At 65.9% G+C, this 20,708-nt stretch carries 18 protein-coding genes; 16 read left to right on the top strand and 2 right to left on the bottom strand.

Annotated features, from left to right (window positions below):
* Positions 1 to 15 precede the first annotated feature (15 nt).
* The 4 genes from AC07U1_RS14730 (at position 16) to AC07U1_RS14745 (ending at position 5,735) form a co-directional block, all read left to right on the top strand.
* On the top strand, positions 16 to 810 hold the full coding sequence (locus tag AC07U1_RS14730; RefSeq protein ID WP_056347534.1) for an SDR family oxidoreductase: 795 nt from the start codon (positions 16 to 18) through the stop codon (positions 808 to 810).
* 10 nt (positions 811 to 820) lie between these two features.
* Positions 821 to 1,840 carry a DUF2889 domain-containing protein gene (locus tag AC07U1_RS14735; RefSeq protein ID WP_495175982.1) on the top strand — a complete coding sequence of 340 codons (1,020 nt, stop codon included), beginning with the start codon at positions 821 to 823 and terminating at the stop codon, positions 1,838 to 1,840.
* 119 nt (positions 1,841 to 1,959) lie between these two features.
* Positions 1,960 to 4,377, top strand: a complete 2,418-nt coding sequence (locus AC07U1_RS14740; protein ID WP_495175981.1) for a TonB-dependent receptor — start codon at positions 1,960 to 1,962, stop codon at positions 4,375 to 4,377.
* A 107-nt stretch (positions 4,378 to 4,484) separates the two neighbouring features.
* The gene (locus AC07U1_RS14745; protein WP_495175980.1) at positions 4,485 to 5,735 is read left to right on the top strand and encodes an MFS transporter; all 1,251 of its coding nucleotides are present in this window, start codon (positions 4,485 to 4,487) and stop codon (positions 5,733 to 5,735) included.
* Between the two features lie 107 nt (positions 5,736 to 5,842).
* Here the strand turns inward: AC07U1_RS14745 and AC07U1_RS14750 are convergent, their stop codons facing one another.
* A complete protein-coding gene (locus AC07U1_RS14750) occupies positions 5,843 to 6,958 on the bottom strand; it encodes an amidohydrolase family protein (RefSeq protein WP_495175979.1) in 1,116 nt (371 codons plus the stop codon).
* 118 nt (positions 6,959 to 7,076) lie between these two features.
* Between AC07U1_RS14750 and AC07U1_RS14755 the strand changes: the two genes are divergently transcribed.
* The 7 genes from AC07U1_RS14755 to AC07U1_RS14785 all read left to right on the top strand — a co-directional run bounded on the left by AC07U1_RS14755 (position 7,077) and on the right by AC07U1_RS14785 (position 15,166).
* Entirely contained in the window at positions 7,077 to 7,799 is a 723-nt protein-coding gene (locus AC07U1_RS14755) for a FadR/GntR family transcriptional regulator (RefSeq protein WP_495175978.1), read from the top strand.
* Complete coding sequence (locus AC07U1_RS14760; protein ID WP_056347523.1) at positions 7,796 to 9,022, top strand: alpha/beta fold hydrolase; 1,227 nt, start codon at positions 7,796 to 7,798, stop codon at positions 9,020 to 9,022. Before AC07U1_RS14755 ends, AC07U1_RS14760 begins: the two co-directional genes overlap by 4 nt.
* A 67-nt stretch (positions 9,023 to 9,089) precedes the next feature.
* The gene (locus tag AC07U1_RS14765; RefSeq protein ID WP_495175977.1) at positions 9,090 to 10,307 is read left to right on the top strand and encodes a thiolase C-terminal domain-containing protein; all 1,218 of its coding nucleotides are present in this window, start codon (positions 9,090 to 9,092) and stop codon (positions 10,305 to 10,307) included.
* Between the two features lie 5 nt (positions 10,308 to 10,312).
* Complete coding sequence (locus tag AC07U1_RS14770; RefSeq protein WP_187139925.1) at positions 10,313 to 10,741, top strand: Zn-ribbon domain-containing OB-fold protein; 429 nt, start codon at positions 10,313 to 10,315, stop codon at positions 10,739 to 10,741.
* 3 nt (positions 10,742 to 10,744) lie between these two features.
* Positions 10,745 to 12,937, top strand: a complete 2,193-nt coding sequence (locus AC07U1_RS14775) for a CaiB/BaiF CoA-transferase family protein (protein WP_495175976.1) — start codon at positions 10,745 to 10,747, stop codon at positions 12,935 to 12,937.
* A complete protein-coding gene (locus AC07U1_RS14780) occupies positions 12,934 to 14,307 on the top strand; it encodes a phosphotransferase family protein (protein WP_495175975.1) in 1,374 nt (457 codons plus the stop codon). Before AC07U1_RS14775 ends, AC07U1_RS14780 begins: the two co-directional genes overlap by 4 nt.
* 34 nt (positions 14,308 to 14,341) lie before the next feature.
* Entirely contained in the window at positions 14,342 to 15,166 is an 825-nt protein-coding gene (locus AC07U1_RS14785) for a coniferyl-alcohol dehydrogenase (protein ID WP_495175974.1), read from the top strand.
* Between the two features lie 127 nt (positions 15,167 to 15,293).
* On the opposite strand, the gene AC07U1_RS14790 is transcribed toward AC07U1_RS14785, so the two are convergent.
* Positions 15,294 to 15,947 (bottom strand): TetR/AcrR family transcriptional regulator, encoded by a 654-nt coding sequence (locus AC07U1_RS14790; protein WP_187139929.1) that lies wholly within the window; start codon positions 15,945 to 15,947, stop codon positions 15,294 to 15,296.
* A 116-nt stretch (positions 15,948 to 16,063) separates the two neighbouring features.
* On the opposite strand from AC07U1_RS14790, the gene AC07U1_RS14795 reads away from it, so the two are divergent.
* Genes AC07U1_RS14795 through AC07U1_RS14815 form a run of 5 tightly spaced genes read left to right on the top strand, consistent with a single transcriptional unit; the run spans position 16,064 to position 20,590 of the window.
* The gene (locus AC07U1_RS14795) at positions 16,064 to 16,846 is read left to right on the top strand and encodes an SDR family oxidoreductase (RefSeq protein ID WP_056347510.1); all 783 of its coding nucleotides are present in this window, start codon (positions 16,064 to 16,066) and stop codon (positions 16,844 to 16,846) included.
* A gap of 1 nt (position 16,847) precedes the next feature.
* Positions 16,848 to 18,263 (top strand): MFS transporter, encoded by a 1,416-nt coding sequence (locus tag AC07U1_RS14800; RefSeq protein ID WP_056347508.1) that lies wholly within the window; start codon positions 16,848 to 16,850, stop codon positions 18,261 to 18,263.
* Positions 18,250 to 18,999 (top strand): SDR family NAD(P)-dependent oxidoreductase, encoded by a 750-nt coding sequence (locus AC07U1_RS14805; RefSeq protein WP_495175973.1) that lies wholly within the window; start codon positions 18,250 to 18,252, stop codon positions 18,997 to 18,999. The genes AC07U1_RS14800 and AC07U1_RS14805 overlap by 14 nt, the downstream gene beginning before the upstream one ends.
* A gap of 29 nt (positions 19,000 to 19,028) precedes the next feature.
* A complete protein-coding gene (locus tag AC07U1_RS14810; protein ID WP_495175972.1) occupies positions 19,029 to 19,424 on the top strand; it encodes a Zn-ribbon domain-containing OB-fold protein in 396 nt (131 codons plus the stop codon).
* A complete protein-coding gene (locus AC07U1_RS14815; RefSeq protein WP_495175971.1) occupies positions 19,421 to 20,590 on the top strand; it encodes a thiolase family protein in 1,170 nt (389 codons plus the stop codon). The genes AC07U1_RS14810 and AC07U1_RS14815 overlap by 4 nt, the downstream gene beginning before the upstream one ends.
* Positions 20,591 to 20,708 lie beyond the last annotated feature (118 nt).

A 20,708-nucleotide genomic window follows, 5' to 3' on the forward strand; every position in this document is an offset into this window, starting at 1 on the left:
ATCAAAGGAATCGACATGAAACTGGGTAACGATATCGCGGCAGTGGTGACGGGCGGAGCCTCGGGCCTCGGCCGCGCGAGCGCCGAGGCGCTGGCGGGCGAGGGAGTCAAGGTCGCGATCTTCGACGTCAATGAAGAGGGCGGCAGGGCGGTCGCCGACGCGATCGGCGGCGTCTTCTGCAAGGTCGACATCACCAGCGAGGACAGCGTCGTAGCGGGTTACGAAGCCGCGCGCGCCGCGCATGGCCAGGAACGCATCCTCGTCCACTGCGCGCAAATCTCGAAAGGCGGCAAGACCGTCCGCTTCGACAAGACCAGCGGCGGTTATGTCCGCTATTCGACCGACGATTACGCTTTCTCGGCGCAGGGCATATTGATCGCCAGCTATCGCCTCGCGTCGCTTGCCGCACTCGGCATGGCGAACGCCGATCCGCTGAACGAGGACGGCGAACGCGGCGCGATCGTGCTGACCGCCTCGGCGGCGGCGCAAGACGCGCAGATCGGGCAGGTCGGCTACGGGTCGCTCAAGGCTGGCGTCAACGGCCTCGTACTGCCGCTCGCGCGCGACCTGATGGACCTCGGCATCCGCGTCAACTCGATCATGCCGGGCATCTTCGCGACCCCGCCGATGCTCGCGGTCAAGGATCGTGCGCCGGCGATTTTCGAAGGCCTCGCCGCCTCGGTGCCTTTCCCGAAACGCCTCGGCCATCCGCATGAATTCGGCAGCCTCGTGCTCGAACTCGCGCGCAACGGCTATTTCAATGGCCAGACCCTGCGCCTCGACGGCGCCATCCGCATGCCCCCGAAATAGGAATCCCGTTTTGAACGCACCCCAGCAATTCCCCTTCGCACGCCAGTCGGCGGGTCCGGCGCCGCTCCGCCGTCCGGGTTCGATCCGCCGTACCAGCTCGATCGACTCGGACTGGCCCGACGGCTTCGGCCAGCCATGGATCATGTCGGGCCGCGCGCGCGACCTGCTCACGCCGTTCGAAGGGGAACCGGTTGTGCTGGACAGCGGCGAGTTTCGTATCCGCACCTCGCCGATCCGCGAGATCGTGGAAATCGACGTCGCCCCGCATCATGCGCGCGCGCAGGACATGGTGGGGGTGCGGGCAGGGGGCGCGAGCCGCCAGGCGCTGGCGGCGACGCTGGGCGACCTGCGTGGCACGCCTTTGTTCCAGGTGCTCGACGATTTCGCGGGAGCGAGCCTCGTCGCGGGGTGGATATGGTCGCGCTGGACCGACGACTGGCACGCCCGCATGGCGAGCCAGAAGCTCAAATCGACCGCGGGCAACAAGGGGCGGATGGTCAATATCTGCACCGGCTTCACCGAAGGCGGCAGCTCGCTGTCGGAGGACGGCAGCGTCGATCACAGCGACCAGTCGGCGACCGAGGTCGGCCCGCTCGCCAATCCCGACGACCCCGACGGCTGGCACGACATGCCGGTGCAGGAGGGGCGTCCGCTCGCCCGCCGCGCCCGTCGCATCGATCTCTGGCGCGCCGAGGGGGTGCTCAAGGTCGATGCCGGGTTCCAGGACAGCGGCCCCAATCCCGGCGGCACGCGCACCGCGATCCACGAATATCGCGTCTATGCCGAAATCGACGAGGCAGACGGCACCCTGCTCGCGCTGCAGGCGCTGCCGTTGATCCTGCCGTTTCGCGAATGCCCCGGCGCCTCGATGAAGGCGGCGCGCATGGTCGGGCAAAATGTCGGCGAATTCCGCCAGTCGGTGCTCGACACGCTCGTCGGCACGATCGGCTGCACCCACCTCAACGACGTGCTGCGCGCGCTCGCCGACGTGCCCGCGCTCGCAGCGATGTTGCCGAAAAGCCACGATTGACACCGTTTCCGTAGCGTTTCGTGACAATGTGACGCAATCCACTTGTCTGACGTGTTAGACTTAGTTATACAACTGACGAAGCGAGGACGCCAGGAAGCCTCGCGGGGAGGATGTTGACCATGATTTTCAAGCAGAAGCGCGATTCGGCCCGAATGCTCGCCGCGGTATCGCTGGCGGCCATTGCCCTGTCGTCGACCCCGGCCTTTGCCCAGGCCACCACCCAGCCTGCCGCCGAAGAGACGCAATATGACGATGATGCCATCGTCGTCATCGGCATCACCAAGCAGGATGCCAACATTCAGGATACGCCGATCGCGATCACCGCATTCAGCGGCGAGAAGCTGACCGAACAGGGCATCAACAAGGTCGACGAAATCGCGACCTTCACCCCCGGCTTCAACATTCGCGGCGCCGGCAACAATCCGACCGCGCTGACGCTGTCGATGCGCGGCCAGATCCAGGTCGACAATATCGCGACGCTCGAACCGTCGGTCGGCACCTATCTCGACGAACTCTATATCGCGCGCGCCTATGGCCTGAACACCGAACTCGTCGACGTCGAAAGCGTCCAGGTGCTCAAGGGTCCGCAGGGCACGCTGTTCGGCCGCAACACCTCGGCCGGCGCGGTGCTGATCCAGACCGCCAATCCGCGCTACGGCGAAGTTTCGGGCAAGGTCAGCGCGACCTATGGCCGTTTCGACGAACGCACCGGCCAGGCCGTCGTCAACCTTGGCCTGTCGGACGAGTTCGCGATCCGCGGCGCGATCTATTATCAGAAGCGCGACGGCTACAAGACCGATGTCGACTCCGGCAAGAAATATGAAGGCCGCGAGACGATCAACGGTCGCCTCAAGCTCGGCTGGAAGCCGACCGACACGTTCGAGGTGATCCTGTCGGGCGAATGGTATGATACCGACATCGACGGCCCGGCCCGCCAGAACCTCTTTTTCAACGCACCGGCCGCCTTCGGCCCCGCCAAGCCGATCGTCGACGGCATCGCCGCGACCGACCGCGCACAGTTCGGCGGCAACCCGAACCTGGTGTCGATCACGCCGCCCTCGGCGGTCATCGGCGCCGATCCGCGCGGCATCTTCAACAAGACCAAGACCCAGACCTTCTCGGCGAAGTTCATTCTCGACACGAGCTTCGGCCAGGTGCGCTGGATCAACGGCTATCGTGGTATCCAGAGCGACAATCTCGTCGATCTCGACGGGACGAGCTTCGCCGGTCACTTCACCGGCGGCACGCAGGACCTGAAGCAATATTCGTCCGAACTGCAGCTCACCGGAACCGGTTTCGACGACCGGCTGAACTTCGCGACCGGCCTGACCTATTTCCGCGAAACCGGCTTCGACCAGTCGCGCTCGAACCTGTTCAACGGCAAGTTCACCGCCGGCCCGACGGTTCCGGCGCAATATGTCGGCCGCACCAGCTGGTCGAACTTCTCCGGCGCGCTCGATAACGACAGCTTCGGCCTGTACGGCCAGCTCAACTACAAGCTGACCGACCGCTTCCGCGTCACCGGCGGCCTGCGCTATTCGATCGACGACAAGCGCGTGACCACCCAGACGGGCGACGTCGTCGACAACACCGACGAATTCGTGCGCTGCACGCCCTCGACGGTGGCGCTGCCCTGCCTGCGCTCGCGACAGAAAACCTTCTCGAACCTGTCCTATACCGCCGGCGTCGATTATGACGTCAGCGACGATATCCTGCTCTATGCCAAGCACAGCAAGGGCTATCGTTCGGGGGCGATGCAGCTGCGCACGGTGACGCTCGCGGACTCGATCCCGGCCGAACCCGAACTCGTCTACGAACAGGAACTCGGCGCCAAGCTGAGCTTCATGGACGGCCGCGGCAAGTTCAACGTCGCGGGTTACCACAACGTCGTGAAGGGTGCGCAGCGCAGTCCCGTTCTCGCGCCGAACGGCATCAGCCAGACGGTGATCGAAAACGCCGACACCGAAACCTGGGGCGTCGAAATCGACACCTCGTTCGAGGTCGTCGATGGCTTCACCATCTTCGCCAACGGCGCGCTGACCGATCCCAAATACACGCGCTACGAGGGCAAGGCGCTGGCCGGCGCCCCGCCGACCCAGACCATCGTGACCGTCGACAAGAAGGATTATCTGCTCGTCGGCATCGTCAAGAAGCAATTCTCGGTTGGCGCCAATTTCAAGCAGGACCTCGGCGGCGTCGGCCTCGATGCCAACATCGTCTATGCCTGGCAGGGCAAGATGCCGCAGATCGACATTCCGACGAACATGTTCACCTCGACCGGGCCCGGCGGGCTGGCGCTGACGCAGGCGCAGGCCGATCAGGTCGCGGCTGTTGCGCAATCGGGTTCGCTCGGCATCCTCAACGCGCGCGTCGCGCTGAGCTTCGGGCCGGAGAAGAACTTCGAGCTGGCGCTGTGGGGCAAGAACCTGACGGGCGATCAGGAACAGCAATACACGCTTTTGCTCAGCAACATCTACATCGGCACCTCGTACAACGAACCGCGCAGCTATGGCGTGACGGGGACTTTCAAATTCTAAGGACCACAGGGCGCTCCTAGGAGCATTGGGGGAGGGACGGCTTGCCGGACCTCCCTCTTTTTTTGCCCGGGATTTTTGTACCTTCGTCCCCCCGCGAAAGGAAGAATATGTCTTCGGAAACCAGCAACCGCCGCGGCCTCACACTGACCCTGCTCATCATTGTCGCCATCCTCAGCTACGTCGATCGCCAGGTTTTCACGTTGTTCCAGGACGATATCAAGGTCGAACTCGGCCTCGACGACGGCCAGCTCGGGCTGCTCACCGGCATCGCCTTCGCCGCCTTCTACGCGATCGCCGCTTTCCCGATCGCGCGCTACGCCGACCGCGGCGACCGCCGTCTCGTCATCGCGGTCTGCGTCTCGATCTGGAGCGCCGCGACCGCGCTCTCGGCCTTCGCGAACAGCTTCGTGCAAATGTTGCTGGCGCGCATCGGCCTCGCCGCGGCCGAGGCGGGGGCCGGGCCGGCGGGCATGTCGCTGCTCACCGACATCTTCCCCAAGGATCGCCGCACGACGATCATTTCGGTGATGCTCGCCGCCAATGCCGTCGGCCTGTCGGGCGGGCTCGCGCTCGCCGGCTGGCTGTCGCAATGGTATGACTGGCGCACCGTCTTCCTGATCGTCGGCCTGCCCGGCATCGGCGTCGGCCTGCTCGTCTATCTGCTCGCCGCCGAGCCGCGCCGCCGCGGCGTGGTTCAACCCGTCGCGCCGCCGCAGACCAGCCTCGGTGAGGTGCTGCGGACGATGGCCGCCAGCACCTCGCTGCGCTGGGTCGGGCTGCTGCTTTGCATGGTCCCGCTCACCGGCTTCGCCTTCATCCTGTGGGGCGCCTCCTTCTTTCAGCGCGTTCATGGCATGGACAAGACCGAAACCGGTTTCTGGCTCGGCGGCGCGATGGCGGCGGGTCTCGTCATCGGCAATCTCGTCGCGGGCTGGGTCAGCGACCGTTATGGCAAGGCCGACCCGCGCTTCAACGGCTGGTTCGCGGGGATCGGTCTGCTCGTCAGCTTCCCCTTCGGGGTCGGCTTCGCGCTCGCGGGCAACGCCTATGTCGCGCTCGCCTGTTTCGTCGTCGTGAAGTTCATGATGACGCTCCACCTCGGCCCGATCATCGCGCTCTGCTTCGCGCAGGTTCCGGTCCAGATGCGCGCGATGATGTCGGCGACGATCAACATGTTCATCGGGCTGGCCGGCGTCGGGCTGGGCGGCACGGTCGCCGGTTATCTCAGCAAGGCCTTCACGCCGGGCTATGGCGAACTGTCGCTGCAGCCGTCGCTGGCGATCCTGTCCTGTTGCCTGCTGGTCGGCGGTATCGCGGCGATCATGGCGGGGAGGACGGCGAAGCCGCTGGCGGAGTAAGCTTCTAAAGCCTCGTCATTGCGAGCGCAGCGAAGCAATCCAGAGCTGGCCTAAACCCGCCCTGGATTGCTTCGCTGCGCTCGCAATGATGGACTGAATATTGGTCGTTACGCCGCCACCTTCTCGCTCGTCGCCACCTTGGGCTCCAACCCGAACAGCCGCGCCGCGTTCAGCCCCAATATATTCCGCCGCACTTCATCGCTGACCTCCATCCCCTCGAACAGCTCGTCGACGATACGGCGGCTGATCGGGAAGGTGCCCTCGGCGTGCGGATAGTCCGACCCCCACATGACATTCTTCGCGCCTGGCAATCCCGCCGCCGCCGAAGCGATGCACGCGCGGTCGTGCTGGAAGCTCGCCCAGATCTGGTCGTCGACGATCTGGCTCGGCGAGCGCGATAGCTTCGGAAACACGAAATTCGCATGCGCCACCGACACCTCGTCCATCCGCTCGGCCAGCGCGACGAGCCAGCTCGCGCCGCTCTCGATGAACGCGACTTTCGCCCCCGGATTGCGATCGAGCACTCCGCCTGACACCAGATACATCGCGCTGTGCTGCGCATCGTTCATCTGGTTGGTGTAGTTGATGATTCCCGCGCCGGGACCGCGCTCGACGATCACGCTTTCGAGGCCCGTGCCCGTGTGCATGACGAACACGATGCCGAGCGCTGCCCCCTTGGCAAAGATCGGGTCCCACGCGTCGCTGTTATATTTTGGCAACCCCGGCGGGGTCACCGCGGGCAGCATCGCCGCGGTAAAACCCTTGCCCGCAAGATAGTCGAGTTCGGCCAGCGTGTTCGAAAAATCGAGCACCGGCAGCATGCCGCAGCGCACGAAGCGGTTCGGATGGCCACCGAGGAAGCTGTCGTTCCAGTCGTTATACAGCCGCGCCGACGCGGCTTCGGCCTCGGGGTTATCGAGGCAATAGAGCCACAGGCCGAGCGAGGGGAAACAGATTTCGCTGTCGATCCCCTCCATCTCCATATCCTCGAGTCGCCCCGGAATTTCGCGAATGCCCTTGCGCTGCGCATCGCCGAGCTGCTTTTCGCGATGCTGCCCGACGCGCAGGCGGTAGATGATCTTGTCCCTGGTCCCGGTGACCAGATATTCACCCTCCATCCGCGCATGGATCGCATGATCCTTGAGCGACGCGGGCAGGCCGTCGAGGAAGATATCGGCCGGTTCCATGATGTGGCTGTCGGCGCTGAACACAAAGGGTTTCATCACAGTCTCCTGTCGACTCGCAAACGGTCTTTGCGGCATTAAAAGATACCTAGTTATATAAGTCAAGCGGCTCAAGGGATAGACATTGCATCCAAGGGCGAATAAATAGATATCTGTTATGACAACAAGCTCCGAACTCCGCCGGCCCGGCGAAACCCTCGCCAGCCGTACCGCGCGCGACCTTGCAAATCTCAGCCTCGCATCCGATCCGGGCACGCACCTCGGTGCCGAGGACGATCTGCTCGCGCGTTTCGGGGTCAGCCGCCCGACGCTCCGCCAGGCCGCGAAGCTCGTCGAGCGCGACCGCCTGATCAGCATCCGCCGCGGCGCGCAGGGCGGCTATTACGCCGAGCGCCCCGACGCGCGCGACGCGATCCATTCGCTCGCGCGCTTCCTGCGCATGAAGGGCGCGCATCTCGGCCATGTCATCCAGGTCACCCGTCCGGTGTCCGAAGAGGCTGCCGTCGCCGCCGCGCGGCTCCGCAGTGTTGCCGATGTCGAAGCGTTGCAGGCCTTCGTCGCCACGATCGACGACCGCGACACGCCGCGCGAGTTGATCGCGGCCGAGGTCGAAATGGCGCGTCTGATCTCGGGCATGAGCGGCAATCCTGTCGTCGAGCTGATCCTCGAAATCGGCTACAGCTTTGGCCTCGACGAACGCGGCAGCGACCTCTACGCCGATCCTGACCGGCGCGAACGCACGCGCGCCATGCAGCGCAGCCTGTGTACGGCGATCATCGACGGTGATGCCGATATCGCCCGGCTGATGATGCGGCGCCGGTCGGACCAGTTCGACGCATGGCTGCACCTGACCGGAGCGGCAAAGAAGGATCAGGCATGAGCATCGTTGAGTATCGCGGCTTCGCAGGTGTTCGGCTCGAAGCCGAGGTGATCGGCGCCGAGAATGACCCGGCGGTGCTGCTGCTCCACGGCGCCGGGCAAACGCGCGCGGTGTGGGCGAGCGTTGCGAATTCGCTCGAACAGGCCGGGCGTCGCGTCATCAGCCTCGACCTGCGCGGTCATGGCGGCAGTGAATGGCCCGAGGACGCGCGCTATGATTTCGAGGCGCTGGTCGAGGATCTGCGCGCCGTGCTGTCGCAGATGGGCACGCGCCCGGTCGTCGTCGCCTCGACCCTTGGCGGCTGGATCGCCAGCGCCGCGCTCGAACGCGACGCTGCGGTCCTCGCTTCGGGCCTCGTCCTCGTCGACTCGCCCGTCCATGTCGATCCGCAGGTGGCGCAGCGCGTCGGCGAGCGGCTGCGCGAAGCCGCGACGCTCGCGCCGGGACAGGCGCAATGGGACGTCCGCCTGTTCGACACGCTCGACACCTCGGCGATGGCCGAGCGGCTCGACGGGGTCGCGGCAAAGATCGCGCTGCCGACGCTCTATGTGCGCGGTGCGATCAGCGAACTGGTCTCAAAGGGCGATGCCGCCGCTTTCGTCGCCCAGCTTCCCGACGGCGAACTCGTCGAGGTCGAGAATAGCGCGCTCGTCGTCACCGACGACCGCGCCGACGCGCTCGGCGGCTATCTCATCGATTTCCTCGAACGCCGCGCCCCGCGCGGTTCGCCCGAATTTCGCGCCGGCAGCGACGCGCGCACCTTCCGCGACGCGCTCGGTTGTTTCGCGACCGGGGTCACCGTCGTCACAGCGATGTGCCCCGACGGCACGCCGATCGGGCTGACCGCAAACAGCTTCACCTCGGTCTCGCTCGACCCGCCGTTGCTGCTCGTCTGCATCGCCAACAATGCCGGCAGTGCGCCCTATCTTCGCGACGCCGAACGCTTCGCGGTCAATGTGCTCCAGATCGGCCAGCAGCCGACCTCGAATCGCTTCGCGGGCAAGGGCGAGGATCGCTTCGGCGTCACCCCATGGGAAGTCGGTGAATATGGCACCCCGGTGCTCACCGGGTCGCTCAGCAGCTTCGAATGTTCGCGCGACGCGGTGCACGACGGCGGCGACCATTTTCTCCTTGTCGGGCGCGTGCTCAAGGCCATTTTCGAACCGCGTCGTGACCCCTTGCTCTATTTCCGCGGCAAGTATCGCAAACTCCATTTCGCTTGACGGCTGGACAATATGGCCTAGGCATCATATCCAACCTAGTTAGATAACTGGGAATCGGGAGAGAAGCATGGCCTGGGTGAATCAGGACAAGTGCGCGATCGTCGGGATCGGGGCGACCGACTATTATGTCCGCGGCAAAAGCTGGCCGCGCACGATCAACGACATGGCGGCCGAGGCGATCATGAACGCCTGCGCCGACGCGGGGATCAGCCACAAGCAGATCGACGGCTTCTCTTACTATTCGACCGCGGGTGCCGGCTATCTCGACAAGTTCGACACCGCGTCGCTCATGGAAACCCTCGGCATGCCGCACATCAGCTGGTCGGCGACGCTGACCAGCGGCGGCGGCGGCTGCCCCGGCGCGATCGGCCTCGCGACCGCGGGGCTGATGAACGAGGATTGCACCTACACCGTCACGCTGATGGCGCTGCAGCAATTGCCGCAGCATCGGCTCGGCGTCGTCTTCGGCTCGGCGGCGCCCAATCCCGAAAACAGCTTCCTCCAGCCCTCGGGCCTCGTCGGCCCCGGCCATCTGATGTCTGTCCTCGCGCGTCGCCACATGCATCTTTACGGCACGACGCAGGACGCGTTCGGCGAGGTCGTGATGGCGACCCGCGCCAACACCCACAACCGGCCGAAGGCGGTGCGCAAGGAACCGCTGACCAAGGAGCAATATGACGCCTCGGTGATGCTCGCCGATCCGCTGCGCCGGCTCGACTTCTGCCTCGAAACCGACGGCGCGGTCGCGGTGATCACGACGACGATGGACCGTGCCAAGGACTGTCGCCACAAGCCCGCGGTGGTCCACGCCGCCGCGCATGGCGGCCAGCGCGAATGGGGCAGGGCGTTCGCATGGATGGGCATGCCCGACCCGCATTTCGCCAGCTCGGGCCACAAATTCACCGCCGACCGCGTATGGGCGCAGTCGGGCCTGTCGGCGAAGGACATGGACGTCGCGCTGATCTACGATCATTTCAGCCCGATGGTGCTGATGCAGCTCGAGGATTATGGCTTTTGCGAGAAGGGCGAGGGCAATGATTATGTCCTGTCGGGTAAGCTGCGCTACGATCCCGCGACCGGCAAGGGCGTCAATGGCGGCGTGCCCGTGAACACCCACGGCGGCAATCTCAACGAAGCCTATATCATCGGCATGACCCACATCGTCGAGGGCGTCGAACAGGTGCGCGGCACCGCGATCAATCAGGTCAAGGACGCCGAATTTGCGCTCGTCTCGGGCGGCCCGGCGTCGCTCCCCGTCTCCAGCCTCATCCTGCGCAAGGACTGACCGACATGACCTATGGCCCCGCCCGCGCGCTTCCCGGCGACCAGATTCGCATCACCACCAACCCCGATACCGAGCCCTTCTGGCAGGCGGCGAAAGAGCATAAGCTCACCGCGTGCCAGTGCGGCGACTGCGGCCATTTCCGCATGCCGCCGACCGCGATCTGCCCCGAATGCGGCAGCCGCGCGAAGGAGTGGCCCGCGCTCCCCGGGACCGCGACGGTGTTCAGTTTTGCGATCTGCAACAAGAATCCGAAGAATGGCGAGGATTATGTCTATGTCCCCGTCGTCGTCGACCTCGACGGCGCGCCGGGCACCCGCCTGAATGCGAACGTCTCGGGCTGCGATGCCGAAGAAGTCCATATCGGGATGAAGGTGACCGTCGACTGGACCCCGATCCAGGACGACTGGGTCCTGCCCAACTTCAAGAAGGCCTGACCGATGCTCGGCGACCTTCGCATCGTCGAGATCGGCGAGGGCATGGCGGTCCAGGTCGCCGGGTTGATGATGTCCGAACTCGGCGCTGATGTCCTCAAGGTCGAACGCCCCGGCGGCGACCCCGCGCGCGGCACCGCGCCCTTCGCCAACTGGAACCGCGGCAAGAAGAGCCTCGTGCTCGACCTCGATACGCCTGAAGGCTTGGTCGCACTGAATGAGCGCCTTGCCTGCGCCGACGCGCTCCTGCACCAGTTCACCCCGTCGCGCGCGAAAGCGCTCGGCCTCGACGACGCCAGCCTCGCCGCGCGCCATCCGCATCTCGTCGTCACCGCGATCACCGGCTCGCCCGCGAACCATCCCGATGTCGAACGCAGCGACGACGAACTGCTCGTCGCCGCACGCGTCGGCGCGATGTACGAGAATGACGGCTACCGTCCCGGCCCGATCGTTTACCGTTACCAGCAAGGCAGTTGGTCGGCCGCGCATCTCGCCGCCGCCGGCCTGCTCGCGCGGCTCGTCATGCGATTGCAGACGGGGCAGGGCGGCCCCGCGCACACCTCGATCTTTCAGGGCTTCCTCGCGACGCTTCCCCTCGTCTGGGCGCGCAACAGCGAGGGGCCGATGCCGAACCCGATCACCTATCCACCCGGCGCCCGCCCGATTTCGCAGCAGCTTTTCCAATGCCAGGGCGGCGACTGGCTCCAGATCATGGATCCGACCCGCCAGTTCGACTATGCGACGATGCCGACGATGTGGGACGTCATGGCCGAGGCGGAGATCGACCTCGAAACCGAAGCCGGTCAAGCCGACGCCTTCAAGCTCCGTCCGCTCGAAAACTGGCTCGCCGACCTCCGCGCCGCCGACATCGCCGCCGAACCGGCCTTTCCGATGGGCGAGATGCTTCGCCACGACGACGTTGAAGCAAACGGCTATGTCGTCGAAGTCGATGATCCCGATCTCGGTCGGACCCGCCAGCCCAACGTCCCGTTCCACACCGACGCCGACCTGCCGCAGGGCCGGCCGGCGCCGCGCCTCGGCGAAGGCGGCGACCGCGTCTGGACCGCCAAACCCGCGCCTGCTTCCAACGCTGCCCCCGCCGAAGTCCTCGAAGGCGTCCGCGTGCTCGACCTCGGCATGTTCCTCGCCGGGCCGATGGGGCCGTCGATGATGGGCGACATGGGCGCCAATGTCATCAAGGTCGAGGCGCTGACCGGCGACCGCATCCGCTTCATGCACCGCTATTATCAGGCCGCGGCGCGCAGCAAGCGCAGTCTCGCGCTCGACCTCACCAGGCCCGAAGCCCAGCCGATCCTCGAACGGCTGATCCAGTGGGCCGAACTCGTCCACCACAATATGCGCTTCAAGGGCGCGGCGAAGCTCGGCCTCAGCGAAGAAGGCATCCGCCAATACAATCCCGACGTCGCCTTCAACTATGCCAGCGCTTATGGCCAGCGCGGCGCGCGCGGCAACTGGCCCGGCTATGACTCGATCTTCAACGCGATCGCCGGCTGGGAATTCGAAAATGGCGGCGAAGGCAACAAACCCATCTTCAACCGCCCCGGCACGATGGACGTTTCCACAGCGCAAAGCTGTCTCGTCGAACTCATGGCCTCGCTCTACACCAGGCGCACCACCGGGCGTGGCTACACGACCCAGACCTCGCTGCTCGGAATGGCCGCCTTCACCCAGGGCGAACGGTTGATCGGCGCCGACGGCGAACTCACCGAAACCTATCACCTCACCAGCGACCAGACCGGCTTTTCGCCTTACCACCGCATCTTCGAATGCGTCGACGGATGGGTCGCGGTCGCCGCGCTCAAGCCCGACCAGCAGGCCGCGATGCGCGACCTGCTCGGCGACGATTTCGTAGTGGCCGCGAAAGCCCGCGACGCCGACGACCTGATCGCCGCGCTCGAAGCCGCAGGCGTCCCCGCCGACGCGGTCAATTTCGAAAATGCGATGCACCGCTTCTTCGACGATCCGCGCAATCGCGAACTGAACCTCGTCTCGGTGCTGCCGCAACCGCTCTACGGCATCGTCGAACAGCCCGGCGCCTTCTGGAATTTCGGCGAAATCCCTGTCGTCTTCAAGCGCTGCTGCCCCGCGGTCGGCGAGCATAGCGACGAGATCCTGCGCGAAATCGGCTATTCTGACGCCGAGATCGCGGCGTTCCGCGAAGCGAAGATCGTCGGATGACCCCGCACGACCTCCTTCCACCGGGACTTGCCGCCGCGGTCGAAAACGCCAGCGGCGCGCGCGTTGTCGCGGTTCGCCCGCGCGGCGGCGGCGGCGCCTCGCGCGAGGGCGCCGAACTCGATCTTCAATGGCCCGACCGCCGCACCGCCAGCGCTTATATGAACTACGACGTGCACAAGGCCGGGGCAGGGGACGACGCCGCCTTCCTGCGCGAAGCTGCAGTGCTCCGCGCGCTCTCGGGTCCGCTCGCCCACGCCGGCGTCCGCGTCGCGCCCTATTACGCCTCGGTGCCCGACCAGCGTGCGCTGGTCTGCGGCATGATCCCGGGCAAGGACCGCTTCGGCGCGATCGCCGATACCGCGCAGCGCGACACGCTGGCGCAGGATTTCATGGCGCAGCTCGCCGCGCTCCACCGCATCGACGTCAGCGCGCACCCGATCGACGGCATGGGCCCGGTCGAACCCGCCGAGGTCTTCATCCGTCGCCGCATCGCCGAGCTGCGCGCGGGCAACGGCGGCAAGGGCTGGGACCCGCTGATCCACCTGTCGCTGAACTGGCTCGAGGCGAATATTCCGGCCGACATGCCTGCGCCGGTCATCGTCCATGGCGACGCCGGCCCCGGCAATTTCCTTTACGAAGGCGACAAAGTCACCGCGCTGCTCGACTGGGAACTCGTCCATTATGGCGACCCGATGGCCGACCTCGCGATGCTGGCGCTGCGCATGTTGTTTCAGGGCTTCGTGCCGCTCCCGCAGGCCTTCGCCGCCTATGAGGCCGCAGGCGGCCACAAAGTCGACCTGCCGCGCCTCCGCTATTGGCGGCTGCTGTTCCAGACCAGCTTCGCACGCCGCTCGCGCTACGACGATCCCGACGCGCCGCCGCCGCCCAATCTCGGCATGAACCTCGTCTATTCGACGATCCACCGCCGCGTCCTCTCGAACGCCTTGGCAGAAGCCGCGGGCATTGCGCTGCCGTCCGTCACAATGCCCGACGCGCCGCAGGGATCGCACGACCGCAGCTTCGCCATCGCGCTCGACGATATTCGTGACACCATCGTCCCGCGCCTCGCCGACCAGCAGGCGGCGGTAAAGGCAAAGGGCATGGCGCGGCTGATCAAATGGTGGCGCGCGATCGAACGTTTCGAACCGGGATTTCACGCGGCCGAGAAGCAGGAAATCGAAGCCACACTCGGCGCCGAATTCGAAGACTATCGCGCCGCCTGGACGGCCTTTCGCACCGCCGTGGCGGCAGGCACCATCGCCACCGCCCCCGCGATCATCCTCTGCAACGCGCACGAGGTGCGCGAAGCGGCGCTGATGGCCGACGCGATGGGCGGCCTCGCGAACACGAAATTTGCCGCGCTCGCATAGCGGCGATCCGACACAATCAGGAAAGGTTTGGGACATGGCTACCGACATTTTGGGATATAAGGGCAAGCGCGTCGTCGTGATGGGCTGCTTCTCGGGCACCGGCGAAGCCGCCGCGCGCGCGCTCGTCGACCTCGGCGCCGAAGTGCATGGCGCCGACATCAAACCCTCGCCGGTCAATCTCGCGAGCTTTACCACCGTCGACCTCAAGAACCCCGATGCCATCGCGGCGGGTATCGACAAGATCGGCGGCAAGATCGACGCGGTCTTCAACGTCTCGGGCCTGCCGCAGACCTTCCCCGGTGAGGATGTCGTCACCGTCAACTTCCTCGGCATCCGCGCCTGGACCGAGGGATGGATTCCGCACCTCAACCCCGGCGCCGCGATCGTCTCGGTCTCGTCGCTCGGCGGCATGAAATGGCTGACGCGCCAGCCGTTGCTGCGCGAATTCATCGCGATCGAGGATTTTGCCGAGGCGCGTCAATGGTATCTCGACCGTGCCGAGGAAGTGGGCGACCCCTACAGCCTCGCCAAGGAAGCGATCAACACCTGGACGCAGGTCCGCGCCCCCGACCTGATCGGTCGCGACATCCGCATCAACTGCACCATGCCCAGCCCGATCGACACCCCGATGCTCGGTGAATTCCGCAAAGTGGCGGGCGACGCGGTGCTCGGCGCCTTCGCGAAGGCCAAGGGCCGCTATTCGACCGCCGAGGAACAGGCGCTGCCGCTGATCCTGCTCAACAGCGACGCCGCGAGCTTCATCAGCGGCGTGTGTTTGCCCGTCGACGCGGGCCTCGCGGGTGGTTTGGCGACCGGCGTACTCGACATCCAGAAGATGATCGCGGAAGCGGCGGGCTAATGTTCCCCTCCCGCTTGCGGGAGGGGTTAGGGGAGGGCCTGTGACCTCGCCAACCCTCCCCGCTGCGACTAGCGAGCAAGCTCGCAAGTCTCGCTGCCCCTCCCGCAAGCGGAAGGGGAAATATCTCTCACCCCCGCGCGCCCAGCATCATCGCGATGCTATGCGCCGCCGCCGCCTTCAGATCGGCATAGCCGACACCGTCCGAATGGCTGCTCATCGGCCCGATCGCCGACAGGCGCTCGAGGATCATCAGCACCGTGCCCGCGCACGACCGCGGCGACAGGTGCGCGGGTGTCCGTCCTGCGGCCTGCGCGCGTACGACCTGCTGGCTGATCGCATCCATCATAGGACGCGCCTGCGTCATGCGCGCCTCATAGAAACGCGCATCGCCCTCCTCGGCCGCGAGGTTGCGCACGACGAAGATCGTCCGGTTGCGATTCCAGATGCCGGTATATTCCTCGACGAACGCCGCCGCAGCTTCCTCGGCACCGGGGGCCAGCCAGTCGCGCGCGATCACCGCTTCGAGCGCGGGCGAGGTCTGGCTCGCATGCTCGAGTGCCGCCAGCACCACCTCGGGCACCCCTTTGAAATAGACATAGAAGGTTGCGGGCGACGTCTGCGCTGCGCGCGCGACGTCGACCACCGACACGTCGCGCAATCCGTGCGTTTCGAGCAGGTCGACCGTCGCCTCGATCAGTTGTTGCCGTGTCCGCTGCCCCTTTGCGCCGAGCTTGCGCTCGGGCGGGGTCGGTGCCGTCGTAATAGCCTGTGTCTGCGTCAAATAGGTGATCCTGCCCCGAAATCTTGCCGCCATCCTAACAGCGGGGTTGCGATATGGCAAAAAATTGACGTATCGTCAAAAATGAAACGAAAAGACCAAAAATCAGGGGATTCGGGATGGAAGGGCTGAGCGGCAAGGTCGCCGTCGTAACCGGCGCGTCAAAAGGAATGGGACGACATTTCGTCGCCGCGCTTGTCGCGGCGGGCGTGAAGGTCGCGTGCCTCGCACGTCCGTCGGAGGAGTTCGAGACCCTCGCCGCCGAATATGGCGATGCCGTGCTGCCGATCGCCTGCGATGTCGCCTCGTCGGAGGCGGTGAACGCCGCCGTCGCGCAGACGGCCACCCATTTCGGCCGCATCGATGTCGTCGTTGCCAATGCCGCCATCTTCCACCCCTTCGCCTTCGAAGCGGGCAGCGACGAGATGATCCGCAGCCATATCGACATCAACATCCTCGGCGTTTCCTGGCTGATCCGCGCCGCGATCCCGCATCTGCGCGCAACCAAGGGTCAGGTCATCGCGATCAGCAGCGAGTCGGTGAACATGCCGTTCCCGATGCTGGCGCTCTACGCCGCGACCAAGGCGGCGGTCGAAACCCTCTGCCATGGCCTCCGCGACGAACTGCGCAGCGACGACATCCGCGTCACCGTGCTGCGCTCGGGGTCGGTCAAGGGCGGGTCGGGCGGCAAGAGCTGGTCGCAGGAAACCGTCGCCGCCTTTTACAAAAAGATCGTCGAAACCGGCCATGCGTCGATGACGGGCGAGGGCGCGACCCCCGAATCGATGGCAAAGGCTTTGCTCTCGGTCATCGGCCTGCCGGCCGACATCGGCGTCGACCTGATCGAGGTCCGCGCCGCACAGGTAGGGGTGCCCGAGGGCGCCAAGGCGATCGCGGGCTAGGGTGACACCGCGCCGCAATCTTCCGCTCATCATCGGCGCGCTCTGGATCGCCGAGGTCACGGGCTCGTTCGAGACCGCGATGATCCTCGCCGCGCTCAAGAAGCTGATCGAGGATTTCGGCAACCCCGCGATGGTCGGCTGGCTGATCACCGGCTATCTGATCGTCGGCGCGGCGATCGCCGCGATCGTCGGGCGTCTCGGCGACCTGTTCGGGCGGCGGCAGGTGCTCGTCGTGGTGCTGGTCATCGGCGCGGTCGGCTCGCTGATCAGCGCGCTGTCGACCAATTTCCCGGTGCTCCTTGCGGGGCGCCTGATGCAGGGCGTCACCGGCGCGATCCTGCCGCTGTGCATCGGTCTCGTCCACGAAAATGCCGGCAAGGACCGCGCGCCGATGGCGATCGGGCTGATGATCTCGGGCGCCTCGATCGGCACCGCGGCGGGGCTCGTCGTCGGGGGCGTGATCGTCGACAATTTCAGCTGGCACGGCGTCTTCTTCGCCAGCGCGGGCCTCTGCACCGTCTCCGCGGTCGCGATCGCCGGCCTCTTGCCACGCTCGCCGCGCCAAGCCGCGAGCCAACCCGTCGACTGGCTCTCTGGCCTTGCCTTCGCGCCCGGCGTCGCACTTGTCCTCGTCTATTTCACCATGGGCAAGGACTGGGGTTGGGCCGCCCCGCTGCCGCTCGCGGCGCTCGGCGCAGGGATATTGCTCACCCTCTGGTGGTTGCGCGCCAGCCTCGCCAGCCCGAATCCGTTGATCGCGGTGCGCAGCTTTTCGGACCGCACCATCGCGGTCGGCAGCGCGGTGACCGCGCTCGTCGCGATGAGCACACTCCAGATCACCGTCTTCTTCTCGCTGCTGATGCAGGCGCCGCTCTGGACGATCGCCGGCCTTGGTTTCACCGCGACGCTCGCGGGCGTCGCCAAGCTGCCGTCGAACCTCAGCTCGGTCTTCGCCGGGCCACTCGGCGGCTGGCTCGCGGCGCGCGGTGGTGGACGTTTTGCGCTGATCGCGGGCGGGATCGTGACGGTCTCCGGCTGGCTGCTCTGGTTCGTCATGGATGTCGACAGCTTCGGGAAGGTCGTCGTCCAGCTCATCGTCATCAGCTTCGGCACCACCATGCTCTTTTCGGTCGCCCCGACGATCATCGCCCAGGCCTCGCCGCCCGAACGGATCAGCGAGATTTCGGGCCTGCTCACCGTCATCCGCCAGCTCTTCATGGGCATCGGCGCACAGATGGTGACCACGCTGCTGGCCGTCGACATCGCTCGCCGTGGCAAGGAAAGCTATCCGTCGCCCTTCGCCTACGACATCACCGTCATCGTCATCGCCGCGCTGTGCACCGCCGCCGTGCTGGTCGCATTGCTGCTGCCAAAGACGGCGGCTGCCGCAGGCGGAGAAGGCCGTGATCGTGCATGATCTGACGGGCAAGGTCGCCGTCATCACCGGCGGCGGGCGCGGCTTTGGCAAGGCGTTCGGCATGGCGCTCGCGGAGCGCGGCGCCCGGGTGGTGCAGCTCGATCTCGACGAAGCTGCGGCAAAGGCGGCGGCCGCCGAAATCGGCCATGGCGCCGAGGCTGTCATGGTCGATGTCGCGGACGAGGAGGGCGTTCGCGCCGCGATGGCCGACATCGCCGATCGTCATGGCGGCATCGATATCTTGATCAACAATGCCGGCATCCATTCGGCCGAGGCGAATGAATTCATCGGTAAACTCGGTACCGCACGCACGCGGCAAATGTTCGAGGTCAATGTCTGGGGCGTCGTCTATTGCACGCTCGGCGCGCGGCCCTTCATGACCGGGCGCGAAGGCGCATCGATCGTCAACATCGCCTCGATGGCGGCCTATGGCGCGCAAAAGGCCTATGGCGTCTCGAAGCTCGCGGTGCGCGGCCTGACCGTCTCCTTCGCGAACGAACTCGCGCCCGATGGCATCCGGGTCAACGCGATCGCGCCGGGACTGATCTTCACCGACACCATCCGCGCCGAACTGCCGCAGCCGGTGGTCGACCATGTGATGGCGATGCAGATCATCCAACGCGAAGGCGAGGAGCGCGACATCGTCGAGGCGATGCTGTGGCTCGTGTCGCCGGGCGCAAGCTTCGTCACCGGCGAAACGCTCCGCGTAAGCGGCGGTGCCACGCTCCAGGTTTGAACTTCCAAGATCGTTTTGCAGGAAAATCGATGCGACCACTCCCCGAACTCACCCCCGAAAACACCGCCTTCTGGACCGGCGGCGCGCAAGGCGAACTCATCATCGCCTTTTGCGGCGATTGCGATCATGCGATCCATCCGCCCCAACTCGTCTGCCCGAAGTGCTGGAGCGAAGCGGTTGAATTCAAAACCGTTCCCGGCACCGGTACCGTCTATACCTACACCGTGAACTACCAGCAGTGGATGCCCGACATGCCGGTGCCTTTCGCGCTCGCAGTGGTCGATCTCGACGGCGCCCCGGGCGTTCGCGTCACCGCCGAGGTGGTGAACACCGACCCAGAAACCGTCAGGATAGGGCAGGCCGTGCGCGTGGCCTTCGCCAACGTCGACGATGTCTGGTTCCCGCAGTGGGAGCCCGCGCAATGACCCTGAACGCCGCCATCACCGGCGTCGGCATGTCCGACATCGGCCGCAAGACGAACCGCCCTGCGATCCTCCATCTCGCCGAGGCCGTCAAACGCGCGCTCGACTGTGCGGGCCTCACCAAGGACGATATCGACGGCATCTCGACCTATCCGGGCAAGGCCGACAATTCGCCGGGCATGTCGCCGCTCGGCACCGGCGAGGTGCGCAATGCGCTCGGCCTCAAGACCCGCTGGCACAGCGCCGTCCCCGACGGTCCGTCGCAGATGGCGCCGATCCAGGTCGCGGCGATGGCGGTCGCGACAGGGCAGGCGCGGCACGTGCTCTGTTTCCGCGCGCTCACCGAAAGCAGCTCGCAGACCGCGACCCGGCGCGCGAGCATCCCCGGCGCCGGCCGCGCCCGGCTCGGCGGCTGGTACTCCTACCTCGTTCCCGCCAATGCGATGTCGGCGTCGAACTGGGCGGGCTGGATGGCGCAGCGCTATTTCCATGAGTTCGGCATGACCCGCGAGCATCTCGGCCTCGTTGCCACCGGCCAGCGCGCCTTTGCGCAGCAAAACCCCTCTGCCGTCATGCGCACCCCGCTGACGATGGAGGAGTATCTTGGCGCCCGCATGATCTCGTCGCCGCTCGGCCTGTTCGACTGCGACGTGCCGATCGACGGCGCCTGCGTCGTGATCGTCTCCGCCGCCGACGCCGCCAAGGACTGCGTGCGCGCGCCGCTGACGATCGAAGCGATGGGCGCCGCGCTCGGTTCGCAGGAAACCTGGGACCAGCGGTCCGACCTGACGACGATGGGCGCGCACGACAGCGCCGCCGACATGTGGAAACGCACCGACCTGAAACCCGCCGACGTCGACATGCTCGCGCTCTACGACGGCTTCAGCATCTTCGTGCCCTATTGGCTCGAAGCGCTCGGCTTCTGCGGCCATGGCGAAGCGAAGGATTTCATCGCCGAGGGCAATATCGGCCCCGGCGGGCGCTTCCCGGTCAACACCGGCGGCGGGCAGTTGTCGGGCGGGCGGCTGCACGGCTTCGGGTTGCTGCACGAGGCGTGCATGCAGCTTTGGGGGCAGGCCGACGGACGTCAGGTCGCCGACGCCAAGGTCGCGGCGTGCGGCATGGGCGGCGGATTTATCGCGGGCTCGATGCTGCTGCGGCGGGATTGAAATCCAGCGGTGGAAAAAGGGTCTGTGTCCCCGCGAAGACGGGTACCCATCTCCGGTCGGTTCAAAGTGGCGCCGGCCGGTGATGGACTCCCCCATTCGCGGGAGCACGGGTTCTTTT

This window comes from Sphingopyxis sp. GW821-FHT02C12 (genome assembly GCF_059421785.1).

Excerpts from the sequence above, each read along its gene's own strand:
- AC07U1_RS14730 (WP_056347534.1), top strand. The coding sequence starts at position 16 with ATGAAACTGGGTAACGATATCGCGGCAGTGGTGACGGGCGGAGCCTCG.
- AC07U1_RS14750 (WP_495175979.1), bottom strand. The coding sequence starts at position 6,958 with ATGAAACCCTTTGTGTTCAGCGCCGACAGCCACATCATGGAACCGGCC.
- AC07U1_RS14795 (WP_056347510.1), top strand. The coding sequence starts at position 16,064 with ATGGAAGGGCTGAGCGGCAAGGTCGCCGTCGTAACCGGCGCGTCAAAA.
- AC07U1_RS14810 (WP_495175972.1), top strand. The coding sequence starts at position 19,029 with ATGCGACCACTCCCCGAACTCACCCCCGAAAACACCGCCTTCTGGACC.
- AC07U1_RS14785 (WP_495175974.1), top strand. The coding sequence starts at position 14,342 with ATGGCTACCGACATTTTGGGATATAAGGGCAAGCGCGTCGTCGTGATG.
- AC07U1_RS14775 (WP_495175976.1), top strand. The coding sequence starts at position 10,745 with ATGCTCGGCGACCTTCGCATCGTCGAGATCGGCGAGGGCATGGCGGTC.
- AC07U1_RS14755 (WP_495175978.1), top strand. The coding sequence starts at position 7,077 with ATGACAACAAGCTCCGAACTCCGCCGGCCCGGCGAAACCCTCGCCAGC.
- AC07U1_RS14770 (WP_187139925.1), top strand. The coding sequence starts at position 10,313 with ATGACCTATGGCCCCGCCCGCGCGCTTCCCGGCGACCAGATTCGCATC.
- AC07U1_RS14760 (WP_056347523.1), top strand. The coding sequence starts at position 7,796 with ATGAGCATCGTTGAGTATCGCGGCTTCGCAGGTGTTCGGCTCGAAGCC.
- AC07U1_RS14740 (WP_495175981.1), top strand. The coding sequence starts at position 1,960 with ATGATTTTCAAGCAGAAGCGCGATTCGGCCCGAATGCTCGCCGCGGTA.
- AC07U1_RS14780 (WP_495175975.1), top strand. The coding sequence starts at position 12,934 with ATGACCCCGCACGACCTCCTTCCACCGGGACTTGCCGCCGCGGTCGAA.
- AC07U1_RS14745 (WP_495175980.1), top strand. The coding sequence starts at position 4,485 with ATGTCTTCGGAAACCAGCAACCGCCGCGGCCTCACACTGACCCTGCTC.
- AC07U1_RS14815 (WP_495175971.1), top strand. The coding sequence starts at position 19,421 with ATGACCCTGAACGCCGCCATCACCGGCGTCGGCATGTCCGACATCGGC.
- AC07U1_RS14765 (WP_495175977.1), top strand. The coding sequence starts at position 9,090 with ATGGCCTGGGTGAATCAGGACAAGTGCGCGATCGTCGGGATCGGGGCG.